19 protein-coding genes and 1 tRNA gene are annotated in these 24,006 nt (G+C 40.2%); 18 read left to right on the top strand and 2 right to left on the bottom strand.

Annotation, left to right across the window (positions count from 1 at the left end):
- Positions 1-3 precede the first annotated feature (3 nt).
- Together I592_RS10460 and I592_RS10455 are read left to right on the top strand one after the other, a co-directional pair.
- The gene (locus I592_RS10460; protein WP_010780240.1) at positions 4-1,182 is read left to right on the top strand and encodes a DEAD/DEAH box helicase; all 1,179 of its coding nucleotides are present in this window, start codon (positions 4-6) and stop codon (positions 1,180-1,182) included.
- Between the two features lie 166 nt (positions 1,183-1,348).
- Positions 1,349-1,422: transfer RNA gene (locus I592_RS10455), tRNA-Arg, on the top strand.
- 43 nt (positions 1,423-1,465) lie between these two features.
- Here I592_RS10455 and I592_RS10450 read toward each other — a convergent pair.
- On the bottom strand, positions 1,466-2,707 hold the full coding sequence (locus I592_RS10450) for an aminopeptidase (RefSeq protein WP_010780241.1): 1,242 nt from the start codon (positions 2,705-2,707) through the stop codon (positions 1,466-1,468).
- Between the two features lie 231 nt (positions 2,708-2,938).
- Entirely contained in the window at positions 2,939-3,382 is a 444-nt protein-coding gene (locus I592_RS10445; RefSeq protein WP_010780242.1) for a flavodoxin, read from the bottom strand.
- Positions 3,383-3,790: 408 nt separating this feature from the next.
- On the opposite strand from I592_RS10445, the gene map reads away from it, so the two are divergent.
- From map to I592_RS10365, 16 genes are all read left to right on the top strand, one after another.
- Entirely contained in the window at positions 3,791-4,555 is a 765-nt protein-coding gene (map, locus tag I592_RS10440; RefSeq protein ID WP_010780243.1) for a type I methionyl aminopeptidase, read from the top strand.
- A gap of 15 nt (positions 4,556-4,570) precedes the next feature.
- Positions 4,571-5,494 (top strand): YihY/virulence factor BrkB family protein, encoded by a 924-nt coding sequence (locus I592_RS10435; protein WP_010780244.1) that lies wholly within the window; start codon positions 4,571-4,573, stop codon positions 5,492-5,494.
- 89 nt (positions 5,495-5,583) lie between these two features.
- Complete coding sequence (locus I592_RS10430) at positions 5,584-6,702, top strand: MraY family glycosyltransferase (RefSeq protein ID WP_010780245.1); 1,119 nt, start codon at positions 5,584-5,586, stop codon at positions 6,700-6,702.
- A gap of 15 nt (positions 6,703-6,717) precedes the next feature.
- On the top strand, positions 6,718-7,512 hold the full coding sequence (locus I592_RS10425) for a glycosyltransferase family protein (protein ID WP_010780246.1): 795 nt from the start codon (positions 6,718-6,720) through the stop codon (positions 7,510-7,512).
- A gap of 15 nt (positions 7,513-7,527) precedes the next feature.
- Positions 7,528-8,289 carry a glycosyltransferase gene (locus I592_RS10420; RefSeq protein ID WP_010780247.1) on the top strand — a complete coding sequence of 254 codons (762 nt, stop codon included), beginning with the start codon at positions 7,528-7,530 and terminating at the stop codon, positions 8,287-8,289.
- A gap of 44 nt (positions 8,290-8,333) precedes the next feature.
- A complete protein-coding gene (gene rfbA / locus I592_RS10415) occupies positions 8,334-9,203 on the top strand; it encodes a glucose-1-phosphate thymidylyltransferase RfbA (RefSeq protein WP_010780248.1) in 870 nt (289 codons plus the stop codon).
- A gap of 2 nt (positions 9,204-9,205) precedes the next feature.
- On the top strand, positions 9,206-9,787 hold the full coding sequence (rfbC, locus tag I592_RS10410; RefSeq protein ID WP_010780249.1) for a dTDP-4-dehydrorhamnose 3,5-epimerase: 582 nt from the start codon (positions 9,206-9,208) through the stop codon (positions 9,785-9,787).
- A 13-nt stretch (positions 9,788-9,800) separates the two neighbouring features.
- Positions 9,801-10,829, top strand: coding sequence for a dTDP-glucose 4,6-dehydratase (gene rfbB / locus I592_RS10405; RefSeq protein WP_010780250.1), 1,029 nt, complete (start codon positions 9,801-9,803; stop codon positions 10,827-10,829).
- A gap of 172 nt (positions 10,830-11,001) precedes the next feature.
- Positions 11,002-11,847 carry a dTDP-4-dehydrorhamnose reductase gene (gene rfbD / locus I592_RS10400; RefSeq protein WP_010780251.1) on the top strand — a complete coding sequence of 282 codons (846 nt, stop codon included), beginning with the start codon at positions 11,002-11,004 and terminating at the stop codon, positions 11,845-11,847.
- 19 nt (positions 11,848-11,866) lie between these two features.
- Positions 11,867-12,724 carry a glycosyltransferase gene (locus tag I592_RS10395; protein WP_010780252.1) on the top strand — a complete coding sequence of 286 codons (858 nt, stop codon included), beginning with the start codon at positions 11,867-11,869 and terminating at the stop codon, positions 12,722-12,724.
- The gene (locus I592_RS10390) at positions 12,696-14,786 is read left to right on the top strand and encodes a DUF7657 domain-containing protein (protein WP_010780253.1); all 2,091 of its coding nucleotides are present in this window, start codon (positions 12,696-12,698) and stop codon (positions 14,784-14,786) included. The genes I592_RS10395 and I592_RS10390 overlap by 29 nt, the downstream gene beginning before the upstream one ends.
- Before the next feature lie 20 nt (positions 14,787-14,806).
- Entirely contained in the window at positions 14,807-16,063 is a 1,257-nt protein-coding gene (locus I592_RS10385; RefSeq protein ID WP_010780254.1) for an EpaQ family protein, read from the top strand.
- A gap of 501 nt (positions 16,064-16,564) precedes the next feature.
- On the top strand, positions 16,565-17,377 hold the full coding sequence (locus I592_RS10380) for an ABC transporter permease (protein WP_010780255.1): 813 nt from the start codon (positions 16,565-16,567) through the stop codon (positions 17,375-17,377).
- Between the two features lie 14 nt (positions 17,378-17,391).
- Complete coding sequence (locus tag I592_RS10375) at positions 17,392-18,600, top strand: ABC transporter ATP-binding protein (protein ID WP_010780256.1); 1,209 nt, start codon at positions 17,392-17,394, stop codon at positions 18,598-18,600.
- Positions 18,600-21,761: a glycosyltransferase gene (locus I592_RS10370; RefSeq protein WP_010780257.1), complete on the top strand. Its 3,162-nt coding sequence runs from the start codon at positions 18,600-18,602 to the stop codon at positions 21,759-21,761. Before I592_RS10375 ends, I592_RS10370 begins: the two co-directional genes overlap by 1 nt.
- 4 nt (positions 21,762-21,765) lie before the next feature.
- Entirely contained in the window at positions 21,766-23,910 is a 2,145-nt protein-coding gene (locus I592_RS10365; RefSeq protein ID WP_010780258.1) for a glycosyltransferase family 2 protein, read from the top strand.
- Positions 23,911-24,006: the final 96 nt, after the last annotated feature.

Genomic DNA, 24,006 nt, shown 5'->3' with positions numbered 1-24,006 from the left:
AATATGGATAAACAGGAATTTGTACCATTTTTACAAAAAAATTGGGAGGATGCTGGATTTGAAAAGCCAGCATTGATCCAATCAAGCGTGTTTACACCTATAACAGAAGGTAAAAATCTAGTTGGAATCGCTCCGACTGGCAGCGGGAAAACTCTCGCATATTTATTGCCATTACTGAATAAAATGACGCCGGGAAAGGCCAGTCAGGTCCTAATCTTGACCTCTTCACAAGAGTTAGCGATGCAAGTTGTGGAAGTTGCTCGCAAATGGCTGTCAGGCTCAGGCATGAAGGTCCAGCCGTTGATTGGTGGAGCCAATGTTAAGCGGCAGCAAGAGGCACTGAAGAAAAAACCGGAGCTCCTAATAGGTACACCGGGGCGTGTCATGGAGTTGATCACAGCAAAAAAAATCAAAACACCGAATATCCAAACGCTGGTATTCGACGAGGTCGATCAATTGGTTCAGGGGCAGAGCCTTCAATTGATTCAAAAAATTCTAAAAGCCAGTGACAACGGCGCACAGCATTTATATTTTTCTGCGACGGCGGATACTGTATTAGAGGAATTGAATACCTTTGAATCCGAGCTGCTTGTAGTAGATGTTTCAGAAGAAGATGACAGCCAGGGAGAAGTCTCACACTTTTACCTAGAAACCAGCGATCGAAAAAAAGTTGAACAACTGCGCCGCTTACTGAATCTGCCTACTTTTTGGGGAATGATTTTTTTCAATCAATTAGGAGATATGGGAAGTGCGGAAGAAAAATTACTTTTCCATCAATTGCCCGTAGCCAGCTTAGCATCAGATCAATCAAAATTATCCCGTAAAGGTGCGATCGAGCAATTCAAGAAACACCAAGCGCTAGGGCTTTTGACGACAGATTTGGCTAGCCGAGGATTAGATATTGAATCGCTGCCGTTTGTGATTAACGCAGATGTTCCGTTAAGCGAAGAAAGCTATTTGCATCGTGCAGGACGTGTTGGACGAATGGGAAAAACAGGAGTCGTTATTTCACTTGTCACCCCTCAGGAGAAAGCGGATTTAACTAAAATAGGGAAAAAATTAGCACTGAATCTGGCACCTATTTACCTATTTGGCGGCGAGCTGCTCACAGAAGAACCTGTAAAACAAAGCGATCCTAAAAAGAAAAAAAATAAGAAGAGCAAGGGAAAAAGACGAAAATAAGTCTTTTTTCTTTGCTCTTTTTTGCATTGCCAGATAATCAAGCGGATCAATGGGCTTGTGTAGGAGTAAAAACATCATTTTTTGTGAATTTGTAAGCGTAAGTAGATTAAATTTAAGTTAGTCATCTTGCTAAAATAAGTTAAAATCGCTACAATAGTGGAGGTATGTTCTCGTAGCTCAGTAGGATAGAGCGATCGCCTCCTAAGCGATAGGTCGCTGGTTCGATCCCAGTCGAGAACGTCAAAAAAACCACTTAGAAAACATTCTAAGTGGTTTTTTCTATTTAGGACGCCCAATCGCCATTTCTGAAAATAGGGACTTTTGTGCCATCTTTACGAATGCCATCGATCATCATTTGCGCAGATCCGACCATAAAGTCCACATGCGTTTGGCTACTATTTAATCCAGCAGCAGCTAATTCTGCCTTGGTCATTTCTGTTCCGCCTTCGACGCTGAAAGGATACGCAGCACCAAGAGCTAAATGATTTGATGCGTTCTCATCAAAAAGAGTATTGAAGAACGTGATCCCCGATTGTGAAATCGGCGATGGATCTGGAACTAAAGCGACTTCACCCAGATGTTTTGCGCCTTCGTCAATCGCCAATAGTGAGGCCAAGACATCTGAGCCTTCTTTCGCAGAGAATTCCACAACTTTTCCATCTTTAAATGTAAAGCGCATGTCTGTTAATGTTGTCCCTGCATAACTCAACGGTTTTGTGCTGGTAATGTAGCCATCGACACGGTTTCTGTCTGGTGCAGTGAATACCTCTTCTGTAGGCATGTTCGCCATGAACTCATTTCCGTCCGCAGCAAAACTACCAGCACCTTCCCAAACGTGATTATCTGGAAGGCCAATGACGATATCTGTCCCAGGTGCTGTATAGTGAAGGGCGGAGAATTGTTCCTTATTCAAACGCTCCGCTTGTTCACGCATTGTTGCATCGTGTGCTTGCCAAGCCTTCACGGGATCATCCGTGTAGATGCGCGTAGTTTTAAAAATCTCATCCCAAAGTCTATCCACTTGCTCTTCGCTTGAAGAAAGATCTGGGAAAACTTTTTGTGCCCAAGCAGGGCTTGAAGCAGCCACCACTGTCCAGCGTAATTTATTGGATTGTGTTGCTTCCATAACCGCTTGAAGAGCCTTTCCACGGGCTGCCTGAAAACTGGCGACACGGGAAGTATCCACCCCTGACAAAGCATCTGGATTTTGAGAAACAATGCTGATGCGTGTAACTCGTTTTTCAGCAAAAGCGTTGGCTTCATCCACTTTATAGGAAGGAACTTCATTCAAGCGATCCTCCGCTGCGTAGGTCAAAAAATCCCGTTGGATCTGATCGTCATTCCACTGTACGATAACTTCCGCGGCCCCTAATTGATAAGCTTCTTTTGTCACAAGACGTGCTAAAGCTGCTTGTTCCACGCTAGCATAAACGATAACTGTGTCTTCTTTTTGGATATTTACACCGACTTTCGCAATCAAGTGGGCGTATTTTTCTAAAAGTGTTTCAAAATTAGGTAAAACCATTTGTATCCCTCCATTTCATTGATTCTATCTTAGCATTACTTTGATGCGGGTTCCCGTTTCTAGACTTGAAACATCAAAATAGTTTCCACCATCAATTCAATGCGGAACGAAAAGTCAGAAAGCGGACTGAAAAAACTGCCTAAATACAAAGCCGAATGCCGATTTACGTTTGATTCTGAAAGTAAATCGACTTTCGGCTTTCCATTATTTATTCTGCTTTATTTGTAACGATTAAGAAGCAGCGGCGACAATTTTTTTCGCAAAGGCTTCTAAGTTCTCGATATCTTCTTCCTCAGCGGCCATCTCTACCTTCACACTATCAGCACCACGAGCAGCTCCGGTTTTTACGAAAGCCGCATCGAAATCATCCACAGATTTACAGTATTGATCATAAAAAGTATCTCCAGATCCGCATACACCGAAGATTTTTCCGCTTAGATCCAATTCTTGAAGATCTTCATAAAAATCTACGATCTCATCTGGAAGATCGCCTTCACCATAGGTATAGGTAGCTACGACACAGATATCCGCATCTTCAAAATCTTCCGCTTCTACTTGTGTACATTCATCAATTTCTACATCAAGATCTAAATTTTCGAAGGCTTCTGCCACGATATCGGCGATTTCTTCGGTATTTCCAGTCATACTGGCGTAAACAATTTTTGCTAATGTCAAAAGAATTCCTCCTTATTTGTTTGAATGCCATATATTGCTCAACCTTTAAAGGTCACTTTTCTCCATGACGGATCGCGAAAAGCTGAAAGGACATTCTTAGCTTCAAGCTAAATTCATGGTCATTATATCAAAATAGAAATCAAAAAGGAATCACTGGTCTCTAACCATTTGTTCGCTTTATAGGGTTATGTTAAAATAGACAAGATGAAAAAGGAGATTTGTCCAGCTTTTCACGAGTTCTATTTTTTATTTTTTGAGAAGTGCAGTAGAATTTCGACAGTATAGTTAGTACTGTTTAGCTGTTCCATAGAGTTATTTTCACCACTAACTAGCGAAAAGTTAACTGGAAAATCAGATTTTTATTCTTAATAAAAAAGAGATTTTGACTATTCATAAGGAGACGAGAACATGATTACATTAAAATCACCCCGAGAAATAGAAATGATGAACGAGTCAGGCGAACTTTTGGCTGATGTCCATCGCCATCTACGGGATTTTATAAAACCTGGTGTTACAAGTATGGAAATTGAAAAGTTTGTTAGAGACTTCATCGAGAGTCATGGCGGAATCGCCGCTCAAATCGGCTTTGAAGGCTATGAATATGCGACCTGTTGCAGTATCAATGACGAAATTTGTCACGGCTTTCCAAGAAAGAAACCACTAAAGAATGGTGACTTGATCAAAGTGGATATGTGCGTGGAATACAAGGGCGCAATGTCCGATTCGTGCTGGTCTTACGCAGTAGGAGAAGCCTCACCTGAGATCGAACGTTTAATGGAAGTGACTAAAAAAGCACTGTATTTGGGAATTGAGCAAGCACAAGTCGGCAATCGAATCGGTGACATAGGTCATGCGATCCAAACATATGCTGAAGGAGAAGGATTCTCTGTTGTGCGCGATTTTGTCGGACATGGCATTGGACCAACGATCCACGAAGAACCAGCGATCCCTCATTATGGTATAGCGGGGAAAGGTTTGCGCTTGCGCGAAGGCATGGTGATCACCATCGAACCAATGATCAACACCGGTGTATGGCAAATGAAAATGGACCCAAATGGCTGGACTGCGTATACGCGTGATGGCGGTTGGAGTGCCCAATATGAGCACACTTTAGCAATTACAAAAGAAGGACCAAAAATTTTAACTTCACAAGGTGAAGAAGGAACTTATTAGAACGATGGAGATTTTATGGGACCAATAGATAAAATTAAAGAAAACAAAAAATTAATGGATTTTATCCAATCGATCCAAAAACACTTAGCAGAGACAGAAATAGGCGACCGCTCCGTAGTAGTTGCCTATTATTTGTTGCTGTCTTTTTTTCCAATATTAATCATCGTCGGCAATCTGCTGCCGTACTTTAATATTACTCCCGAAACGGTGCTGCCTTATTTGAGTGAGGCGATTCCTCCAAATGTTTATAGCTTTTTGAAGCCGGCAATCATTGGATTATTGGAAAATACTTCAGGCGGTATGTTGTCTATCTCTGTTTTGGCCGCGTTATGGTCCTCCAGCCGAGGGATCAATGCCTTGCAGACCGCATTGAATCGAGCCTACGGAGTTGAAGACCGGGGGAATTTTGTGATCAGTCGGATCGTCTCGGTCGGGATCGTTGGTATTTTGATGATGGCGATTATAGCAGTCGCGTTGTTTTTCAGTGCAGGTCAAGTTATTTTAGATGCGTTGCAGCAATTATTGCGTTTTTCACCAGATATTATTGAAACATTCTTAGCTCTGCGCTGGCCGGTCACACTCATTGGCTTATTAGTTATTTTGGGCGGGTTATATATTGTTATTCCTAATGCTCATGTGCGAATCAAGTATGCATTGCCCGGCACGATATTTGCAACAGTGGGTTGGATCGTATTGGCGCAAGGATTTAGTATCTATGCTCAGACTTTTGCCCAACGAGTCTCTGGGTATCAGATTATCGGAAGTTTCATCGTTCTGATGTTCTGGTTGAATTTTGCCGCGACCATTATTATTTTGGGCGGCGTACTGAATGTCACGATTGAAGAATATCATACCGGGCAAGAAGTCACGGAAGGGTCTAACCGCGTGAATAAATGGTTCAATCAATTAAAAGATCGTTTTATTAAAAAGAAGAAATAAGTTCAAGAATTTTTGTAAGATTTCAGCAGAACCTTGTAAAGAGGGTTGAATTCTATATAATAATTTTTAGTTAAAGGGCAGGTGGCAATATGTTAGTATCATTCGGGCTGATCATCAAATACTTTCTTACTTTTTTGATGGCATTGATCTTGACCCCGATATTTAAAATAATTTCGGTCCAGACCGGATTGGTAGACAATCCGAATGCACGCCGAATGAACCAAGTGCCTATGCCAAGTGCAGGCGGGTTGCCAATATTTATTACATTCGCTATTTCATCCTTGGTTTTGTTTCGTGATGCCATTCCTTTTGAGTACATCAGCAAAATTTTGCTGGGTGGGCTGATCATCATCATTACAGGATTGTTGGACGACAAGTTTGAATTGACGCCTAGACAAAAGAGTGTCGGTATCTTGCTGGCAGCTTTGGTTATTTATTATTTTGCAGACATTCGGTTCAACTTCTTTACCGCGCCGTTTCTTGGACGGATCAATCTTGAGTGGCTGAGTTTACCTGCTACATTGTTTTGGATTTTTGGGATCACGAACGCGATGAACCTTATTGACGGATTAGACGGTCTGGCTTCAGGGGTATCAATTATCAGTTTGACCACGATCGGTGTGATTGGGTACTTCTTTCTCCACTCATCGACAGTCTATATTTCATTAGCTATTTTTTGTTTAGTTGCTAGCATCATGGGGTTCTTCCCATATAATTTTCATCCTGCAAAAATCTATCTAGGGGATACTGGAGCGCTATTTTTAGGATTTATGATGTCTGTTCTGACGTTGCAAGGGCTAAAAAATGTTACATTCATTTCTTTGATCACACCTTTGATCATCTTGGGAGTCCCTGTAACAGATACTTTTTTTGCAATGGTTCGTCGGAAGGCAAAAAACATGCCGATTTCTGTTGCGGATAAGCAGCATCTGCATCACCGATTATTAAATTTAGGTTTTACACATCGCGGAGCGGTCTTAACAATCTATGCAATCGCCGTATTGTTTTCATTTTCCGCACTGTTGCTAAATTATACGAGTCGAGTAGGAACGATTGTTTTGATCATAGCGATGGTTTTTGCCCTGACCTTCTTATTAGAATTGATCGGATTAATTAGTGAAAAATATAGTTTTATTACAAAAAGCTTTCGTTTCTTCGGGAATAGAGAATATCGAACGCAAGTATTGCATAAATATTTTAAGAAATGAGTGTTGTCGTCCATTATGAATAGATACGAACCGAATGTGACTGTCAGCATCGTGACACATAATAGCGATAAAATTTTTTTGAGCTTGGATTCCTTGATCGAACAATTGAAGGATGAGCAGCAGATTCAATTGAAAATTTTTGACAATGCATCAGAACCAGCGTACCAAGAACGACTAAAAAAATATCTCGTCCATCCTTTTGTATCCATTGAGTTTCATAACGAAAATAAGGGTTTCGGCTTTGGGCATAACACCAATCTCTTAGAAACAACCGGCTACGGCATTATTTTTAATCCTGATATTATTCTTTCCGACAATCATCTGAGAGAGATGGTCAATCATTTAGCAGCCCAGCCAGGTTGCGGTCTGCTAGCACCAAAAATTTTAAATGAGGATGGAACAATGCAGTATTTGATTCGCAATCATTTAGATGTTTTTGATTACATGCTGCGTTTTATCCCGTTTAGATTCATAAAAAAAATCTTCACAAAACGTCTAGAGAAATTTGAGTGCCGGGATCTTCCTGAGGATCGCGATAGTATTGTCCGTATGATTTCCGGTAGTTTTATGGTTGTGGATTTAGCAAAATTTCAAGAGATACAAGGGTTTGACGAACGGTATTTTATGTATTTTGAAGACAACGATCTTTGTCGTAAAATGGAGCAAGCAGGCTATAAAGCTATTTACAGTCCGCAATTTTCAGTGGTTCATCTGTATGAACGCGGAGCAGTGAAGAACAGAAAGTTATTTTTCATTTTTTTACAGTCCATGCGAAAATATTTTCAAAAGTGGGGCTGGCAATTTTTTTAATTTTGGAGGTAAGGGATGCAAAAGCAGTCCAAGACGCGAATTTCTGTTTGTATGGCAACCTACAACGGACGTCACTTTATTGAAGAACAATTGAACAGCATATTCCCACAACTTTCAGAACAGGACGAGTTGATTATTTCCGACGACCATTCCACCGATGGTACGTGGGAATTTTTATTAGATTTAGCAGAAAGGGATTCCCGTGTCCAGTTATTCCAGAATGAGGGAAAAGGATTGATCGCGAATTTTTCAAACGCCATCCAAAGAAGCAACAACGCGATCATTTTTCTTAGCGATCAAGACGATGTTTGGCATCCAGATAAGGTGGGAAAAATGCTGCCGCATTTTGAGAATCCCAAGATAACTGCGGTCGTTTCTGATTTGATTATCGTTGACAATGATTTCGAGGTCTTAGTTCCGTCTTATCAAGCGATGCGTCATACACACGCCGGGTTTTGGCATAACCTGGTGAAAAGCAGTTATATTGGTGCAGGAATGGCTTTTCGATCTGAACTGAAATCAATTATTTTACCGATTCCGCCAGATGTTCCTATGCATGATATGTGGATTGGTTTATTAGCCGATTATTATCATGGGGTTCAGTTTATTCCAGATGAATTGGTTTATTATCGTCGTCATGGCTTGAATGCATCTGAGATCAAGACGACTGCTTCACGAGTGCAGCAGTTTAAATGGCGATGGAATGCACTGCAATTAGTTAGAAAAAGGATAAAGGAAATTAAAAAAAATCAGCAAAACGATTTTTCTAATACCTGACATCGGGTATAATGTGTTCGTATGTATAAAAAAGGAGCGTAACTATGAAGGGAATAATCCTAGCAGGGGGAAGCGGTACTCGCTTGTATCCTCTAACCAAAGCAACGTCGAAACAATTGATGCCGGTTTATGATAAACCGATGATCTACTATCCAATGTCTACCTTGATGTTGGCAGGGATCAATGAGATCTTGATTATCTCAACTCCACAAGACACACCGCGTTTTGAAAATCTTTTTGGAGACGGTCATGAGTTGGGAATCCACATTGAATACGCAGTACAAGATAGCCCAGATGGATTGGCTCAAGCGTTCATCATTGGCGAAGAGTTTATTGGTGACGATAGCGTCTGCTTAGTTCTAGGCGACAATATTTATTATGGCGACGGCTTGTCACGGATGCTGCAGCGTGCCGCGAAAAAAACAGAAGGTGCTACTGTGTTTGGGTATCATGTAAATGATCCCGAGCGTTTTGGTGTTGTAGAATTTGACGACGACATGCAGGCAGTTTCTATCGAAGAAAAACCTGAAAAACCAAAATCTCATTATGCAGTGACGGGCTTATACTTTTATGATAATGAGGTTGTGGAGATTGCCAAAAATATCCAACCCTCTGAACGTGGGGAATTAGAAATCACGGATGTCAATAAAGAGTACCTGAAGCGCAATAAATTGTCTGTTGAAGTAATGAGCCGAGGATTTGCTTGGTTAGATACTGGCACACATGAGTCATTATTAGAAGCATCAACATTTATCTCAACGATCGAAAAACGTCAAAATTTAAAAGTCGCTTGTTTAGAGGAAATCTCATATCGAATGGGTTACATCACAAAAGAACAATTGGTCGAATTGGCACAACCATTGAAGAAAAATCAATATGGGCAATATCTATTACGTTTAGCAGAAGAGGATTAAACATGGGAAAAATTAAAGTAACCGAAACAAACTTAACAGATGTAAAAATTATCGAGCCAGCAGTATTTGGCGATCATCGCGGATTTTTTACAGAGAGTTATTCTGTAGAGGATTTTAAAGCAGCAGGGATCGATTTCGATTTTATTCAAGACAACCATTCCTTGTCGACACAACCAGGTGTACTTCGCGGCTTGCATTTTCAAAAAGGCGCATCGGCACAAACCAAGTTGATTCGTGTCGTAACAGGTGCAGTTCTTGATGTGATCGTGGATATTCGTAAAGGCAGTCCAACCTATGGAAAATGGGAAGGTTATATTCTTTCAGAACACAATCATCGTCAATTGTTGGTTCCTCGTGGGTTTGCTCACGGCTTTGTGACGTTGACTCCAAATGTCAACTTTATGTACAAATGTGACAACTACTACGATGCAGAAGCAGATGGCGGCATCTCATTTGCAGATCCAGATTTAGCGATTGAATGGCCAATTGCCATTGAAAAAGCAATCACCTCGGAAAAAGATGCGAAACAACCGACATTGAAAGAGTTTGAAGCAGAAAATCCTTTCGTATATGGTGAAATTTAAGGAGTAAATATAGATGAAAAATATTATCGTAACAGGCGGAGCGGGCTTTATCGGCTCTAACTTCGTTCATTATGTTGTAAACAATCATCCTGAAGTCCATGTCACAGTGTTAGATAAATTAACTTACGCTGGAAACAAGGAAAACCTTGCTGGACTTCCCGAAGATCGCGTGGAGTTAGTTGTCGGAGATATTGCCGATGCAGAATTAGTCGATCGTTTAGTGCAGAAGGCTGATGCAGTCGTTCATTACGCGGCAGAATCTCACAATGACAATTCATTGAAAGACCCATTTCCATTTGTACAAACAAATATCATTGGAACCTACACTTTAATCGAAGCTTGCCGTAAACAGAATGTGCGTTACCATCATGTTTCAACAGATGAAGTGTATGGAGACCTTCCATTACGAGAGGATCTGCCAGGGCATGGAGAAGGCGAAGGAGAAAAATTCACTTCAGAAACTCCTTACAACCCATCAAGCCCTTATTCATCAACTAAAGCAGGCTCTGATTTGTTAGTTAAGGCATGGGTTCGTTCATTCGGCTTACAGGCGACAATTTCGAATTGCTCAAACAATTATGGTCCTTACCAACATATTGAGAAATTTATCCCACGTCAAATCACCAATATTTTAAGCGGTACTCGTCCAAAATTATATGGCGATGGTAAGAATGTACGCGATTGGATCCATACAAATGATCATTCTTCTGCGGTATGGTTGATTTTAACAAAAGGTAAAATCGGCGAAACCTACTTGATTGGCGCTGATGGTGAAGAAGACAATAAAACGGTCATGGAAATCATTTTGGAAGAAATGGGTCAATCAAAAGACGCTTACGATCACGTAAAAGACCGTGCGGGTCATGATTTACGTTATGCGATCGACTCCACAAAATTACGTGAAGAATTAGGGTGGACACCAGAATTCACTAATTTTCGTGCAGGCATGAAGGATACCATCAAATGGTATACCGAGCATGAAAACTGGTGGCGGGCTGAAAAAGAAGCGGTCGAAAACAACTACGCAAAGAACGGCCAATAATACAAACTGAATGAGGCAGGTTATACCTGCCTTTTTTCGAGTTTTTCTTCTCCTTTTAGACGGAGCAGAAAAACTGTATTTGAAGAGAAGACACACCTAGTAATAAAATGATTGTCAGTTTTATTGGAATGAATCAAAGAGGCTTACAAGATATAGATAGGAGTAGATAGAGATGATCTTAATTACAGGCGGACATGGACAATTAGGAACTGAATTACGTCACTTGCTAGACGAGAAGAAAATCGAATATGTGTCTACGGATGCAGATCAATTAGATATTACAGATAAAGAAGGCACGTATAAATTTATCACTGAAATGAAACCGGAACTGATTTATCATTGTGCTGCCTATACTGCGGTAGATAAGGCAGAGGACGAAGGCAAAGAATTAGATGAATTGATCAATGTGGATGGTACACGCAATGTAGCGGAGGCTGCAAAGGCAGCAGGAGCGACGCTGATCTATATCAGTACAGATTACGTCTTTGATGGAACAAAGAAAGACGGTATGTACCAAGTAGAGGATGCTACAAATCCATTGAGTGAGTATGGTCGTACGAAACTTTTAGGGGAACAAGCCGTTCAAGAAATAATGGAGGATTATTACATCATCCGCACTTCTTGGGTTTTCGGTATTTATGGTCATAACTTTATCTATACAATGCAAAACTTGGCTAAAACTCATGATCGTTTAACTGTTGTAAACGACCAATTTGGACGGCCAACATGGACACGTACTTTGGCCGAATTTATGACATTTGTAATTGAAACAAACGCGCCATTTGGAGTGTATCATTTATCAAATGAAAACAGCTGTTCTTGGTATGAATTTGCCAAAGAAATTTTAAAGGATACCAAGGTCGAGGTTGCTCCAGTAACTTCTGAAGAGTATCCGCAAAAGGCGACACGTCCACAATACTCAATCATGGACTTAAGCAAAGCAAAAGCACTAGGATTTGAGATTCCAACTTGGCAAGAAGCACTTGCAAGTTTCCTTGAATTAGAAGCTAAACAATAAAGAGTCGGAGGTAAGAAAGATGTTTGAAATCGTGGTCGTTCTTTATCATATGACTGCTTCAGAATCATCAACGATCGAAAGCTTGAATACTCTTCTTACCTCTGAAGCTTTTTCTGAGATTCGCAGTATTTTGATTTTTGATAATAGTGAACAAGCTGCTGAACCGCAGGGATTAGATGCGCGATTCACGTATCATCATAGCCAAACAAATGTTGGCTTGGCACAAGCATATAACACTGCGCTGAATCAGATGAGTGAAGCGGCGGTATGGTTGATTACGCTGGATCAAGACACGACGATTTCCTATGAGTATTTAGAAGCGTTAATAAAAAAAGCTACACAATTACCAGAATCAGTCGTAGCCATTGCTCCGATCATCAATGATCAGAAACAGCAAATTTCACCTATCCGCAGCGACACCTTGCGTCCTTTACATAAAGAACTGCCTCAAGGAAATCAGATGTATTCTAAAGACATAATGGTTATCAATTCAGGAACCGCAGTACGTGCACAATTTTTACGTGAAATTGGCGGCTACAACTTGTCCTTTCCCCTTGATTATTTAGATCATTGGTTGAGCTGGCGTATTTTTTTCGAAAAAAAACAAATGTACATCTTATCAAATGAATTGCAACATCAATTATCTGTCTTAGATTATGCTAAGCGAATGAATTTTTTTCGCTATCAGGCTATTTTATCCGCTGAAAAATGCTATTATTCTTTATATGATAAACAACTGTATTCTCAATATCGCAGACAATTGTTTCTGCGAGGATGCAAACAGCTCTTGAACGGAAAATTCAATTATGGAAAAATGACACTTAAATTTTTATTCTCGGGAGGAAACAATGGAATCAAGAGCACAAAAGCGAACTAAGGAGACCCCCTATAAGAAAATCAATCCGTTTGAATGGGTCATTGATCAGATTATTCGCTTTCGATATATCATTGGCGTTCTTTTTTTAATTTTGATTGTGGCGCTGAACTTAAATGGAAGTTCGATTGGCTCTTGGGATAGAATCGTTTCAGAGCGTAGCGACAATAAGCAATCAGACGTTATTTTTGGACAGAATCGAGAGGTTCGCTCGGATGAGTGGATGGTCCAGACCCCATTTTATTTTTCTCAAGCAGAAAGCGACTATCCAGTAGTTAATAAGCAATATGGCAAAGAAGGTCAAAATATGATCATTGCCTATAATTCACCTGTAAAGGACCTGACAGTGATTGGAAAACCTTTCAACTGGGGATTTTTCTTCTTAGGGAAGGAGAGGGGACTTTCTTTCTATTGGGGCTTTAAAATTATCGCAATGATTTTACTGAGTTTTGAACTCGTCATGATTTTAACAAAACGTAATAAATATTTGTCTTTGCTTGGCTCGTTTTGGATCACGTTTTCGCCCTCGATCCAATGGTGGTTTATGCAGCACGTGGGGGATTTGATGTTCTTTACGTTAGCCATTATGGTTGCGAGTTATTATTACATCGCGAAGCATGAAAATCGGCTGCTGCGACTATTTATGATGGCGTTGATCGTCATTAACGGGATTGGATTTGTTTTAGTGCTGTATCCGGCACACCAAGTACCCTTAGCTTACCTGATTCTATTTTGGCTATTTGGTACATTGATCCATTTCCGAAAAGAACTGGTGTTAGACGTTTGGGATCTGCCAATTATTATTGGAGGGCTTGGAATCATTGGTGTTGTTCTTTTCCATTTTTATAGTACCTCTAAAGAGGCAATCGACGCGACCCTCAACACGATCTATCCAGGACATCGAGAAGCGGGTGGCGGAGGAAGACCGCAATCAGACTACTTCTTGTTCCTAACCAATTGGAAGATTCCATTTGAAGATTTCAATTTTCATGGAACCAACAATGGAGAGGTAGCTTCGTATTTCAACTTCTTGCCGTTAACGGTTCTCTTGTCACCCTTCATTTTCTTTTCTAAGCATGGTAAAGATGAGAAATACATGGGTGTGATTTTAGGATTGTTCTGTTGTTTTATGTTTGGTTGGACCTATTTCGGATATAGCCATGGGATAGCTAAAGTATTGATGCTGACATATGTAACAAGTACTCGAGGGCTGGTTACATTAGGCTTTGGAGCAGTCTTATTGTCATTATGGATGATCAATTTCTTCTGGGAATACGTCCGCATAACTTGGTGGGTAAAATTGATTTTTCTAGCTCTTATTATGATAAAATCGACGCATGCTGTCGTGTCTTCAATTATGGGGCTGTATTTTAACAACTTTGAGATTTTTATGACATTAGTGATATTTGCGCTGATCCTTTTCTGTCTACTGTTTAAGTTAAAAAAAGTGTTCATACTTGCGATGACTATTTTGATTCTAGTATCAGGTTTTTCAGTTAATCCCGTTGTTCATGGCACTGGAGCAATTGATAAGAAAACATTGGCGGAAGAAATAGTTAAAATCAAAAAGGAAGATCCAGAGGCGTTATGGTTATCAGAAGCAGACCTTTACAACTTTACTCCAGCTCTTGGTGTTAAGACGATCAACTCTGTCCGCTTCTATCCAGACATGGCGTTATGGCATAAGATTGATCCGAAACACAAACAAGAAAAAATCTATAATCGTTATGCGCATGTACGTGCGTTTGTGGACAAAGGAGAAACAAGTTTCCGCTTGGATCGCCCAGACAACTTCACGGTTACACTTAACTTTACAGACTGTAAGAAGCTTGGTTTTAAGTATGTGATTAGTAAACGACCTTTGGAGGATTATAACGCGTTGAATTATGCGCAATTTGACCGGATATATGGTCCTGATAAAGATAAATGGTCGATATATGAATTGAGTTTTACTTCAGACGAAGATCAAATGCAGCCTGAAGATGCTGTTGATCCAATCGGGGGAACGGAAGATTATCAAGAGATTCCACAACCTGCACCAAATTATGATGAGTATATTAATTAAAGGAAGTTCGGAGGAATAAAATGGGACGAGTAAAGGACAGCACGGCTGATCTATTGAATTTGATCAGTGCGTCTATTCTAATTGGAATGACATTGTTGTGCTTTTTCCTTTGGACCAAAGGAATTGGCACACCTGGGATGTTCTATATATATGCACATATGAGCCGCTACATGCCGATTGGCGCTACTATCGTTTTAGTGTTGAACTGCTATCGGATGAAATGGGATGACTTTGCCTGGGTGGGAATCGCTCTGGTTTCGATTGTTTTCTTCCATCAATTTGATTCTTTGAGACAGGCTGATATTTTTTTAGATGTTACAATTGCCTTGATCATCTTTATAGTCTTAGATTTCAAATTGGTCGAATTCACAAAGGGGATACGAGTAGTATTCGCAGGATTGATGTTGCTGGTTTTACTGATCACGGCATTTCGCATATTTACCGAAATCCCAACTCCGCCTTCAGGTATCAGTATCTGGGATAAAAGCAACAAGTTGCAGGAAATCTGGATCAATACCAACACTATCGGGAGTAGTGTCATGTGCTCAAGCTTTTTAGCTGCGACATTATTGCAGTCTCTGGATTTGACGTGGGCTAAATTGCTGAAATTTGCTGTATATGCGATCGCTCTTGCCTGTACGTGGGTCGTTCAATCGCAGGCAGCGTTCATTGCTGTCGCATTTTTTGTTCTTTTTGACCTGTGGCCTAATTTTTTGAAAGAAAAAGTCAAATGGGCCTACGGAATTGTTTATAGTGTGTTTTTGATAGGAATATTTCCTTTGTCCCTCTTTTTAGCAAACTCAAGTAATATCGATTTGTTTACGGGGCGTGAAGATATTTGGAAACATTTTTACGATACCTTGTTTAAAGTTAGAAAGCAGTTTTGGGTGGGAATGCCGGCGTTCACGTTTAAACGTGGGCAACAAGTTTTAGGGAATCACAATAGCTACAATTCTACGTTAGGGGCATTTGGTTTGATTGGCCTTGTTCTAATCAGCCTCTTTATCCTTTATAATGTATGGTTGCTTATTCTTAGAGAGGATACGCAAACGATCCAATTCAGTTTTATTATCGCCTTTTTCGGAGTTTTATTGCAATCAACTATGGAAGATACGTTGATGGCTCCTTATTGGATACCGATTACTTTCTGTTTATTAGGACTTGCTTGGCAGCGTAATCCAGAACCTGACGAGTATTACGATTATTCGACAAATGTGTTTGATCCGATAGAAGAGGAGTATGACATAGAACCTACACGAAGAAGTCGTAGAAGATAGTGATTAAAAAGTTTAGGTGCGGTTTTAAGCATCTAAACTTTTTTTGTGTGATTTTAGCAGTTGATTTCTCTATTTTGGCCGTTCAGTTTGAAAAATAGTATGAGAAACAGAACCAATCTTTGTTTTCTTTGAGAGTAAAAAAAAGCATCTGAGCAATTTAAATTAGAAAGATAAGAATAGACACTCTTGATAATACAATAGTGGCAAGAGCGTGGAGCATCAGAAAACAGGTTTTCACAGACAAAACTTAATAAAAATTTTAGCTCGTTGAAACAGCGATCTATTTGACCTAAGGCCGTGGGAGGAAATGCATAGTTCGAGGGTGTAAATGAGTTACCTGTACTAACCAACGGGTAAAGGATAGAATAGGGTCTTGAAGGTCCAAGTGAATTCGGGAAGCATATTCTTATTAACCTTGCTTTTACATATATCTTTCTGTAGAATAATAACGTTAATCAACCCTAGAAATAATAAATAATGCGCTAGATGAGAGGGAAAAAAATGTTCAAAGACTTACTTAGTTTTTTTAAAGAAATTATCCAAAATCGCACCCTATTAAAACAGTTTTCTGTCAACGACTTCAAGGCCCGTTACGCGGGATCTGCCTTGGGGATTTTTTGGGCCTTCGCAAATCCATTAGTGATGGTAGTGACTTACTGGTTTGTGTTCGGTGTTGGGTTCAAAGCAGCAATGACCGATGGAAAATACCCATTTATTGTCTTCCTGTTAACAGGTTTAGTTCCATGGATGTATTTTTCAGAAGTATTAGGCTCAGCGACAAACGTTTTCCGTGAATATAGTTATTTAGTTAAAAAAGTTGTTTTCAACATTCGAATTTTGCCGTCTGTTAAATTATTTTCTGCCATGTACATGCATGTATTCTTTATTATTATTGCATTGATCGTAGGGATCTTTAACCATGTAGTACCAGGTCTGCATATTTTACAGATGTTTTATTATCTTTTCGCGATGATGATGTTTTTGACGGGACTGACTTGGATCACGTCTTCGATCCAACCGTTCTTCCCAGATATCAATCAATTTATTGGTGTGATTATGCAAGCGTTGATGTGGGGAACCCCGGTTCTATGGAGTATTAACCAATTTGCGGCACATCCAACAATCCAGTTTATTTTGAAATTCAATCCGATGTTCTATGTCGTCCAAGGTTATCGAGACGCGTTCTTTGGCGAGCAATGGTTTTGGGAAAAACCATTATTGACGATCTATTTTTGGGCTGTGACATTGATTTTATTAGTCGTAGGCAGCATCGTCTTCAAACGCTTGAAACCACATTTTTCTGATGTGTTATAAGGAGATAAAGTTAAATGACTGAAACAGTAATTGAAATTAACCACTTAACAAAGAAATACGATATGTATAAGAAACCTTCTGATCGTTTGAAGGAAGCCTTAAGTCCAACAAGAAAAGTGTACCACGATGTTTTTTACGCGTTGAATGACGTTAACGTTGAAGTGAAAAAAGGTGAAATGATTGGTTTCATTGGTGAAAATGGGTCGGGAAAATCGACTATTTTAAAAATCATCACCGGCGTATTGACTCCTTCTGAAGGAGAAGTGAAAATTGAAGGAAACATCGCGGCACTTTTGGAGCTGGGTTCAGGATTTAATCCAGAATACAGCGGGTACGACAATATTTTCCTAAACGGGATGGTATTAGGGTACTCTCGTGAAGAAATGGCTGAGAAGGTCGATGATATCATCAATTTTGCGGATATTGGCGACCACTTGTATCAGCCAGTTAAAACATATTCCAGCGGGATGTTTGTCCGTTTGGCTTTTGCGGTAGCTATCAATGTTGACCCGGACATTCTGATCGTCGATGAAGCGTTGGCCGTAGGGGACTTAGAGTTCCAATTAAAGTGTATGGAAAAATTTACTGAGCTGCGCAATGCGGGGAAAACGATTCTTTTCGTTTCCCACGATGTTAATGCGGTGCGTCGTTTTTGTGACCGGGTTTACTGGTTGAAAAATGGGGTAGTAGAAGCAGAAGGCGAAACGATGGAGATCACGGAAGATTACGAAAACTTCCTGAAGAAGAAATCATTAAAAACCGTCGATCGCGACAATTCAACATCAGAAGAATTTTCTGCTTACGATATTGTGGAAGTAAAATCCGCTGAATTATTGGACGGAGATCTGCAACCGTTAGAGATCATCGAACAAGATAGCAAGGTCGTAGTGAAGGTGACCTATAATGTCAAAGACGACTCTATTAAAAAACCAGTTCTAGGTGTCGCGATTCGTACAGTAGATAATAACTATGTTTGTGGCTTGAATACACTGTTAGATGAAGAATCGATTCCTTGGAAAAAGGGAGAGAATGTCTTTTATCTTGAATATGAAAAAATGGCACTTTTAGGCGGCGAATACTATTTTGACGTGGCCCTTTTTGAAGAAAATGCAACGGTGCCGCTAGTTTACAAAACGAGATATATGACTATGTTTATCTCTGGTAAATATGTCGGTGAAGGCATCGTCGTTTTGGATCATAAGTGGAAGGACACGATTAAATAATGAAGTATGATTTTGATTTGTCTTTGGAAGAACACACAAGTGTCGGGAAAATTATCAGTCAGATTACAGAAGGTTCGACTGTCTTGGAATTTGGTCCTGGCAATGGTCGGATGACTCAGTATCTGATCAATGAAAAAAAATGTGAAGTATCGATCGTTGAATTCGATCCGGTCTTATTTAAGCACGTCATGGGCTTCGCCCAGGACGGCTTTTTAGGAAATATTGAAGAATACAAATGGAACGATCATTTTGCGACTAAAACCTTCGATTTCATTATTTTTGCGGACGTGTTAGAGCATTTGACCGATTCAGAGAAAGCACTACAAGAGGCCAGCAAATTTTTGGCGCCTAACGGAGAAATTTTGTTGACGTTCCCGAACTTGGCTCATAATTCTGTTTTGATTGACTTGTTCAATAATAAATTGGATTGGAAGCAATACGGTCTTTTGGATCGCACACATAATAGCTTCTACACACAACAGGGCTTTGAAGAACTGTTTGAGCGAATCGGATTAGCCGTTCGGCGAGAAGACTTTACCTACGCTCAAGTTGGACAAAATGAATTGTCAGCTAGCTATGAAGAACTGCCTGAAATGGTACGCTATGATTTTAAAAATCGTCCTTTTGGGGAAGTTTATCAATACTTTTATGCTTTGCGCAAAGAACCTGTTGAACAGGCAGAACGTGTGGTACCTATGAACTCCAATTACAACAAGCAAGTACAATTGGCTTATTTAATAGAGGACACATTTGAGATCGAACCGTATATTTTTAATAATCAAACCAATGAAAATAAAACAACGGTTCATCAAGCACCGTCTAACGCAGAAAAACTGCGAGTAGTTATCGGTAAAGTGCCTGCAACGATCGAATTATCTATCGTAGTTGAGAACAAACTATTACCGATCGAAGAAACAAATGCTTCTTGGTATCAAGAGGACCTGTTTTTATTCCCTAATATTAAAGAAGAACCGTATGTCATTATCGACGGTACGTTGGTTGCAGGCAAGGAATTTACGGTCTCTGTCAATGTTTTGAATGAAGAAGAATTTATTTCCTCTGAAGTGAAAGTCATGCAGGATGTCGCGAACGAAAAAGAGAAGAATCGTCTTCTTTCACTGAAATTGCACTATTTCGATAAGTACGATTATCAATTGAAGACCATTCCATTTGAGGAAGCAACACCTGAAATGAACGGAATCAAACTAACAATTGAGTCGATTGAAAACAACGAGGCTGAAAATGAAGCTATCATCAAAGGCTGGGGATTTTCAGAAACACATCATTTGCCACTGGACTATCTACTGGCAGACTCGATGAACGCTGTACAAGTGAATGCTATTTATCGTCCTGATGTGAATGAAGTTTTCGGGATTGATTCGACTGAAAAATTTGGATTTATTTTAACAGTTAAAAATAGGCAGGTAGTGGATGACATTAAACTACTAGTAATTGATGATCACGATCAGATCTATCCGATTGTCGCGAAAAATGCAAAACCGAAAAATCCGCCGGTAACAAAAAAAATCCGTCATTTATTGGGATCAATCAAACGAAATGGCTTTGCTGGTGCAGTGAAAAACTATCAACGCTCGAAGCTGTTAAGCGCCAACTACGAAGAATGGATGACGAAGGTCGAAGCACCCACACGAGAGCAATTGATCGAAGCATCTAAAGAATTGCCTTTTCAACCGAAAATTTCTCTTGTCGTGCCGGTTTACAATGTAGATGAAAAATGGCTGCGCGCGTGTGTAAAATCATTAACGGATCAAGTGTACCAAAACTGGGAGCTTTGTTTGGCAGATGATGCGTCTCCTAAAGCGCATATCAAACCACTGCTGCAGGAATTGGCTGCTGCGGATGAACGTGTAAAAATTGTTTTACGCGAAAAAAATGGTCATATCTCTGAAGCAACAAATTCTGCGATTGCTATTGCAACTGGAGAATATATCGGCTTTTTAGACAACGACGATATTTTGGCAGATACAGCATTATTGGCAGTTATCAACGCACTGAATGAAAATCAGAACCGTGAATTTATCTATACAGATGAAGATAAGCTTTCGATGAGTGGCAAACGATTCGATCCATTCTTCAAACCTAATTGGAATGAAACGTTGCTCTTAGGACACAATTACATCACCCATTTTGTTGTTGTGAAGCGTTCGGTCATTGATGCCGTGGGTGGATTGAGAACGGAATTTAACGGAAGCCAAGACTATGATTTTGTTTTACGTGCTACCGAAGCCGCAAAGGAAATTTACCATATTCCAAATATTCTGTACCATTGGCGAACGATCGAGACTTCTGTAGCGATGGATCCTCAAAGCAAAGAATATGCTTATGTGGCTGGCCAAAATGCTTTGCAGGCAGCGCTGGAGCGTCGAAAGCTTAAGGGTGTCGTAACAATGACAAAAAATTACGGTGCGTATAAAATTGACTTCAGCTATGAAAAAGAGCCAAAGGTTTCAATCATTTTAAGCGGCAATGCCAACGAAAAACAACTGGCGGCACTTTTAGCCACTGACTGGACGGATATTGAAATTTTAATGTCACACTCGCCCATTGCTGACGAGCGCATTCGCGTGATTGAAGGAAAAAATGAAAATGAGCTCGCTAAGGAAGCGACAGGAGAGTATCTCGTTTTCTTAGCAGAAGAATTGGTTCCAACCAAAAATACCTGGCTGAAAGAAGCGATGAACTTTGTCCGTCTTCCAGATGTCCATGCGGTAACGGGTAAAGTGATCAGTAAAGATGACGCAATCTTGAATTGCGGGGTACTGCTTGATCCAGAAAATGAGCGGGTCGTATACGAACAGCAAGGCCTATCGAACAAGACTATCGGAACCTATTTCCGTCCCACATTGCCACGTGAAATTTATACGGCAACAGAAGACGTGATGATCCTTACAAAAGCGGATTTCTTAGCTTTAGGAGGCTTCGATTTGTCTTTACCGACGCAAGTTAAGGGAATTGACTTCTCAATTCGATTGTCAAAAGAACACAAACGATTGATTTTCGATCCTTACTTCGAAGTTCGCTATCCTGGTGAAAATCATTTTAGTGTAAAAAGTGATGCCTACGCAACGTTAGCGAAAAAGTATTCTCAAGAATTGAACGATCCATTGATCAATCCAAATCAATTCAGCATAGGAGGGTAATCCAATGGCAAAAAATGAACAAGTTTGCATTGATCAATGCAGGTATCATCCAAAAACAAAACAAATGGAAATAAAAGGATGGGCGCTCGATCTGGATTCAAAAGCAGTACCAACGATCGAAATCCATTCTGAGAACGTAATCACTGATAAAATCGAATGGTATCCTCGTTCGGATGTAGCAGCCGCTCATAAAACGAGTGCCAGTCTTGCTGTGGGGTTTAATATAACGATTGAAGCAGCCGATCCATCTGTGCCTCTTACCCTTGATTTTGTTTTTGGGGACCACATTCAAAGCAAGACTTTTACACCGAATGAAGAAATCATGAAAGAGCCAAAACAACCGTCGCAGATTCATGCAATTTATGGAAAAGCACGTAGAGGTCTGGGCTATCTGAAGCGTAATGGGATCAAGGGGACGCTGAGACGCATCAAGCTAGAACAATCAAAGCAATCTGATGAAACCTATCAAACATGGATCGCTGAAAATGAAAATTGGAACCTTGAATCGATTAAGTCAGAAATTGCAGCCTTTAATTACCAACCCGTGATTTCGATTTTGATGCCGGTATATAATGTAGAAGAAAAATGGCTGGCAAAATGTATCGAATCCGTTCAAAATCAGTTTTATCCAAACTGGGAATTGTGTATGGCGGATGATCATTCTACCGATGCGTCAGTTAGACCGCTATTAGAAAAATACGCCGCTCTAGATTCACGAATCAAGATCGTGTTCCGTTCTGAGAATGGACACATCTCGAAAGCAACTAACTCTGCGTTAGAGATTGCTACAGGTGAATTCGTCGCATTATTGGATAATGATGATGAATTAGCACCGATCGCGCTGTATGAAGTCGCAAAACGTTTGAATCAAAATTCTGATTTGGATTTGATCTATAGCGATGAAGACAAGATCGATATGGATGGCAAACGTTTTGATCCAGCATTCAAGCCTGATTGGTCACCGGATTTATTGTTAGGGACCAATTATATTTCTCACCTGGGTGTCTATCGTCGCTCAATCATGGAGAAAATCGGCGGCTTCCGAGTCGGCTATGAAGGATCGCAAGACTACGATCTCGTCTTACGCTTTACTGAGCAAATTATTCCAGAGCGAATCGCTCATATCCCGCAAGTGTTGTATTATTGGCGTATCTTACCAAGTTCAACTGCGGCGGATCAATCAACAAAGAGTTACGCGTTCGATGCTGGCTTAAAAGCTGTTCAAGATGCAATACAACGCCGCGGAATTCAAGCGACCGTGAATCATGCAGCTGGAAACGGACTTTACGATGTCGATTATAAAGTGTTGTCCGAGGATTTGGTGAGTATAATTATTCCTACGAGAAACGGTTATGACGATGTAAAACGCTGTATCGATTCAATCATTGAAAAAACAACGTATCCAAATTACGAAATCGTCATGGCCGATAACGGTAGCGATCAGCCTGAGATGCAGGACCTTTATGCAAACTACCAGAAACAATTAGGCGATCGCTTTGTAGTAGAATCAATCGATATTCCTTTCAACTACTCTCGCATCAACAACTTAGCCGCGAAAGTCGCAAAAGGAAAATATCTGCTATTCTTGAATAACGATACCGAAGTCATCACACCAGAATGGATGACCAAGATGGTCTCCTTTGCACAGTTTGATCGTATCGGATGTGTCGGTGCCAAATTATACTACCCTAATAATACGATCCAACATGCTGGAGTCATTCTAGGCATGGGTGGTGCCGCTGGTCATGGGCATCATACCTTCCCACGCGGAGATTTTGGTTATTTCGGGAAATTAGAGATCAATGTCGATTACTTAGCAGTTACCGCTGCATGCCTAATGATACGTGCAAAAGACTTTGCTGAGTTGAATGGTTTTGATGAAGAGCTGACAGTTGCCTTTAACGACGTTGATTTATGTTTGCGAGAATACGAAAAAGGACACAATAACGTATGGCTGCATGGCGCTGAATTGTATCACTTCGAATCCCAATCTCGCGGCTACGAAAATACGCCAGAAAAACAAGCTCGATTCGAAAAAGAGACCAAGTACATGGAAGATACGTGGACCAAGTATATCGAAAACGATCCTTATTATAATCCAAACTTGACGAGAGTCGGAGGAGACTTCTCGGTGAGGGTAGGGAAGTGAGTAACCTTTAATAAGGGAAATACTAAGTTTCGAAATAAATTAATTTACTATACTTAAAATACTTTATGCTAAAATTAGTAGTATAAAGTTTTTTTT

The organism is Enterococcus gilvus ATCC BAA-350 (assembly GCF_000407545.1).
In the GTDB taxonomy this organism is placed as follows: Bacteria; Bacillota; Bacilli; order Lactobacillales; family Enterococcaceae; genus Enterococcus_A; species Enterococcus_A gilvus.
Note: the sequence above shows the minus strand (reverse complement) of the source record. Positions and strands in the feature narration are given on the sequence as shown.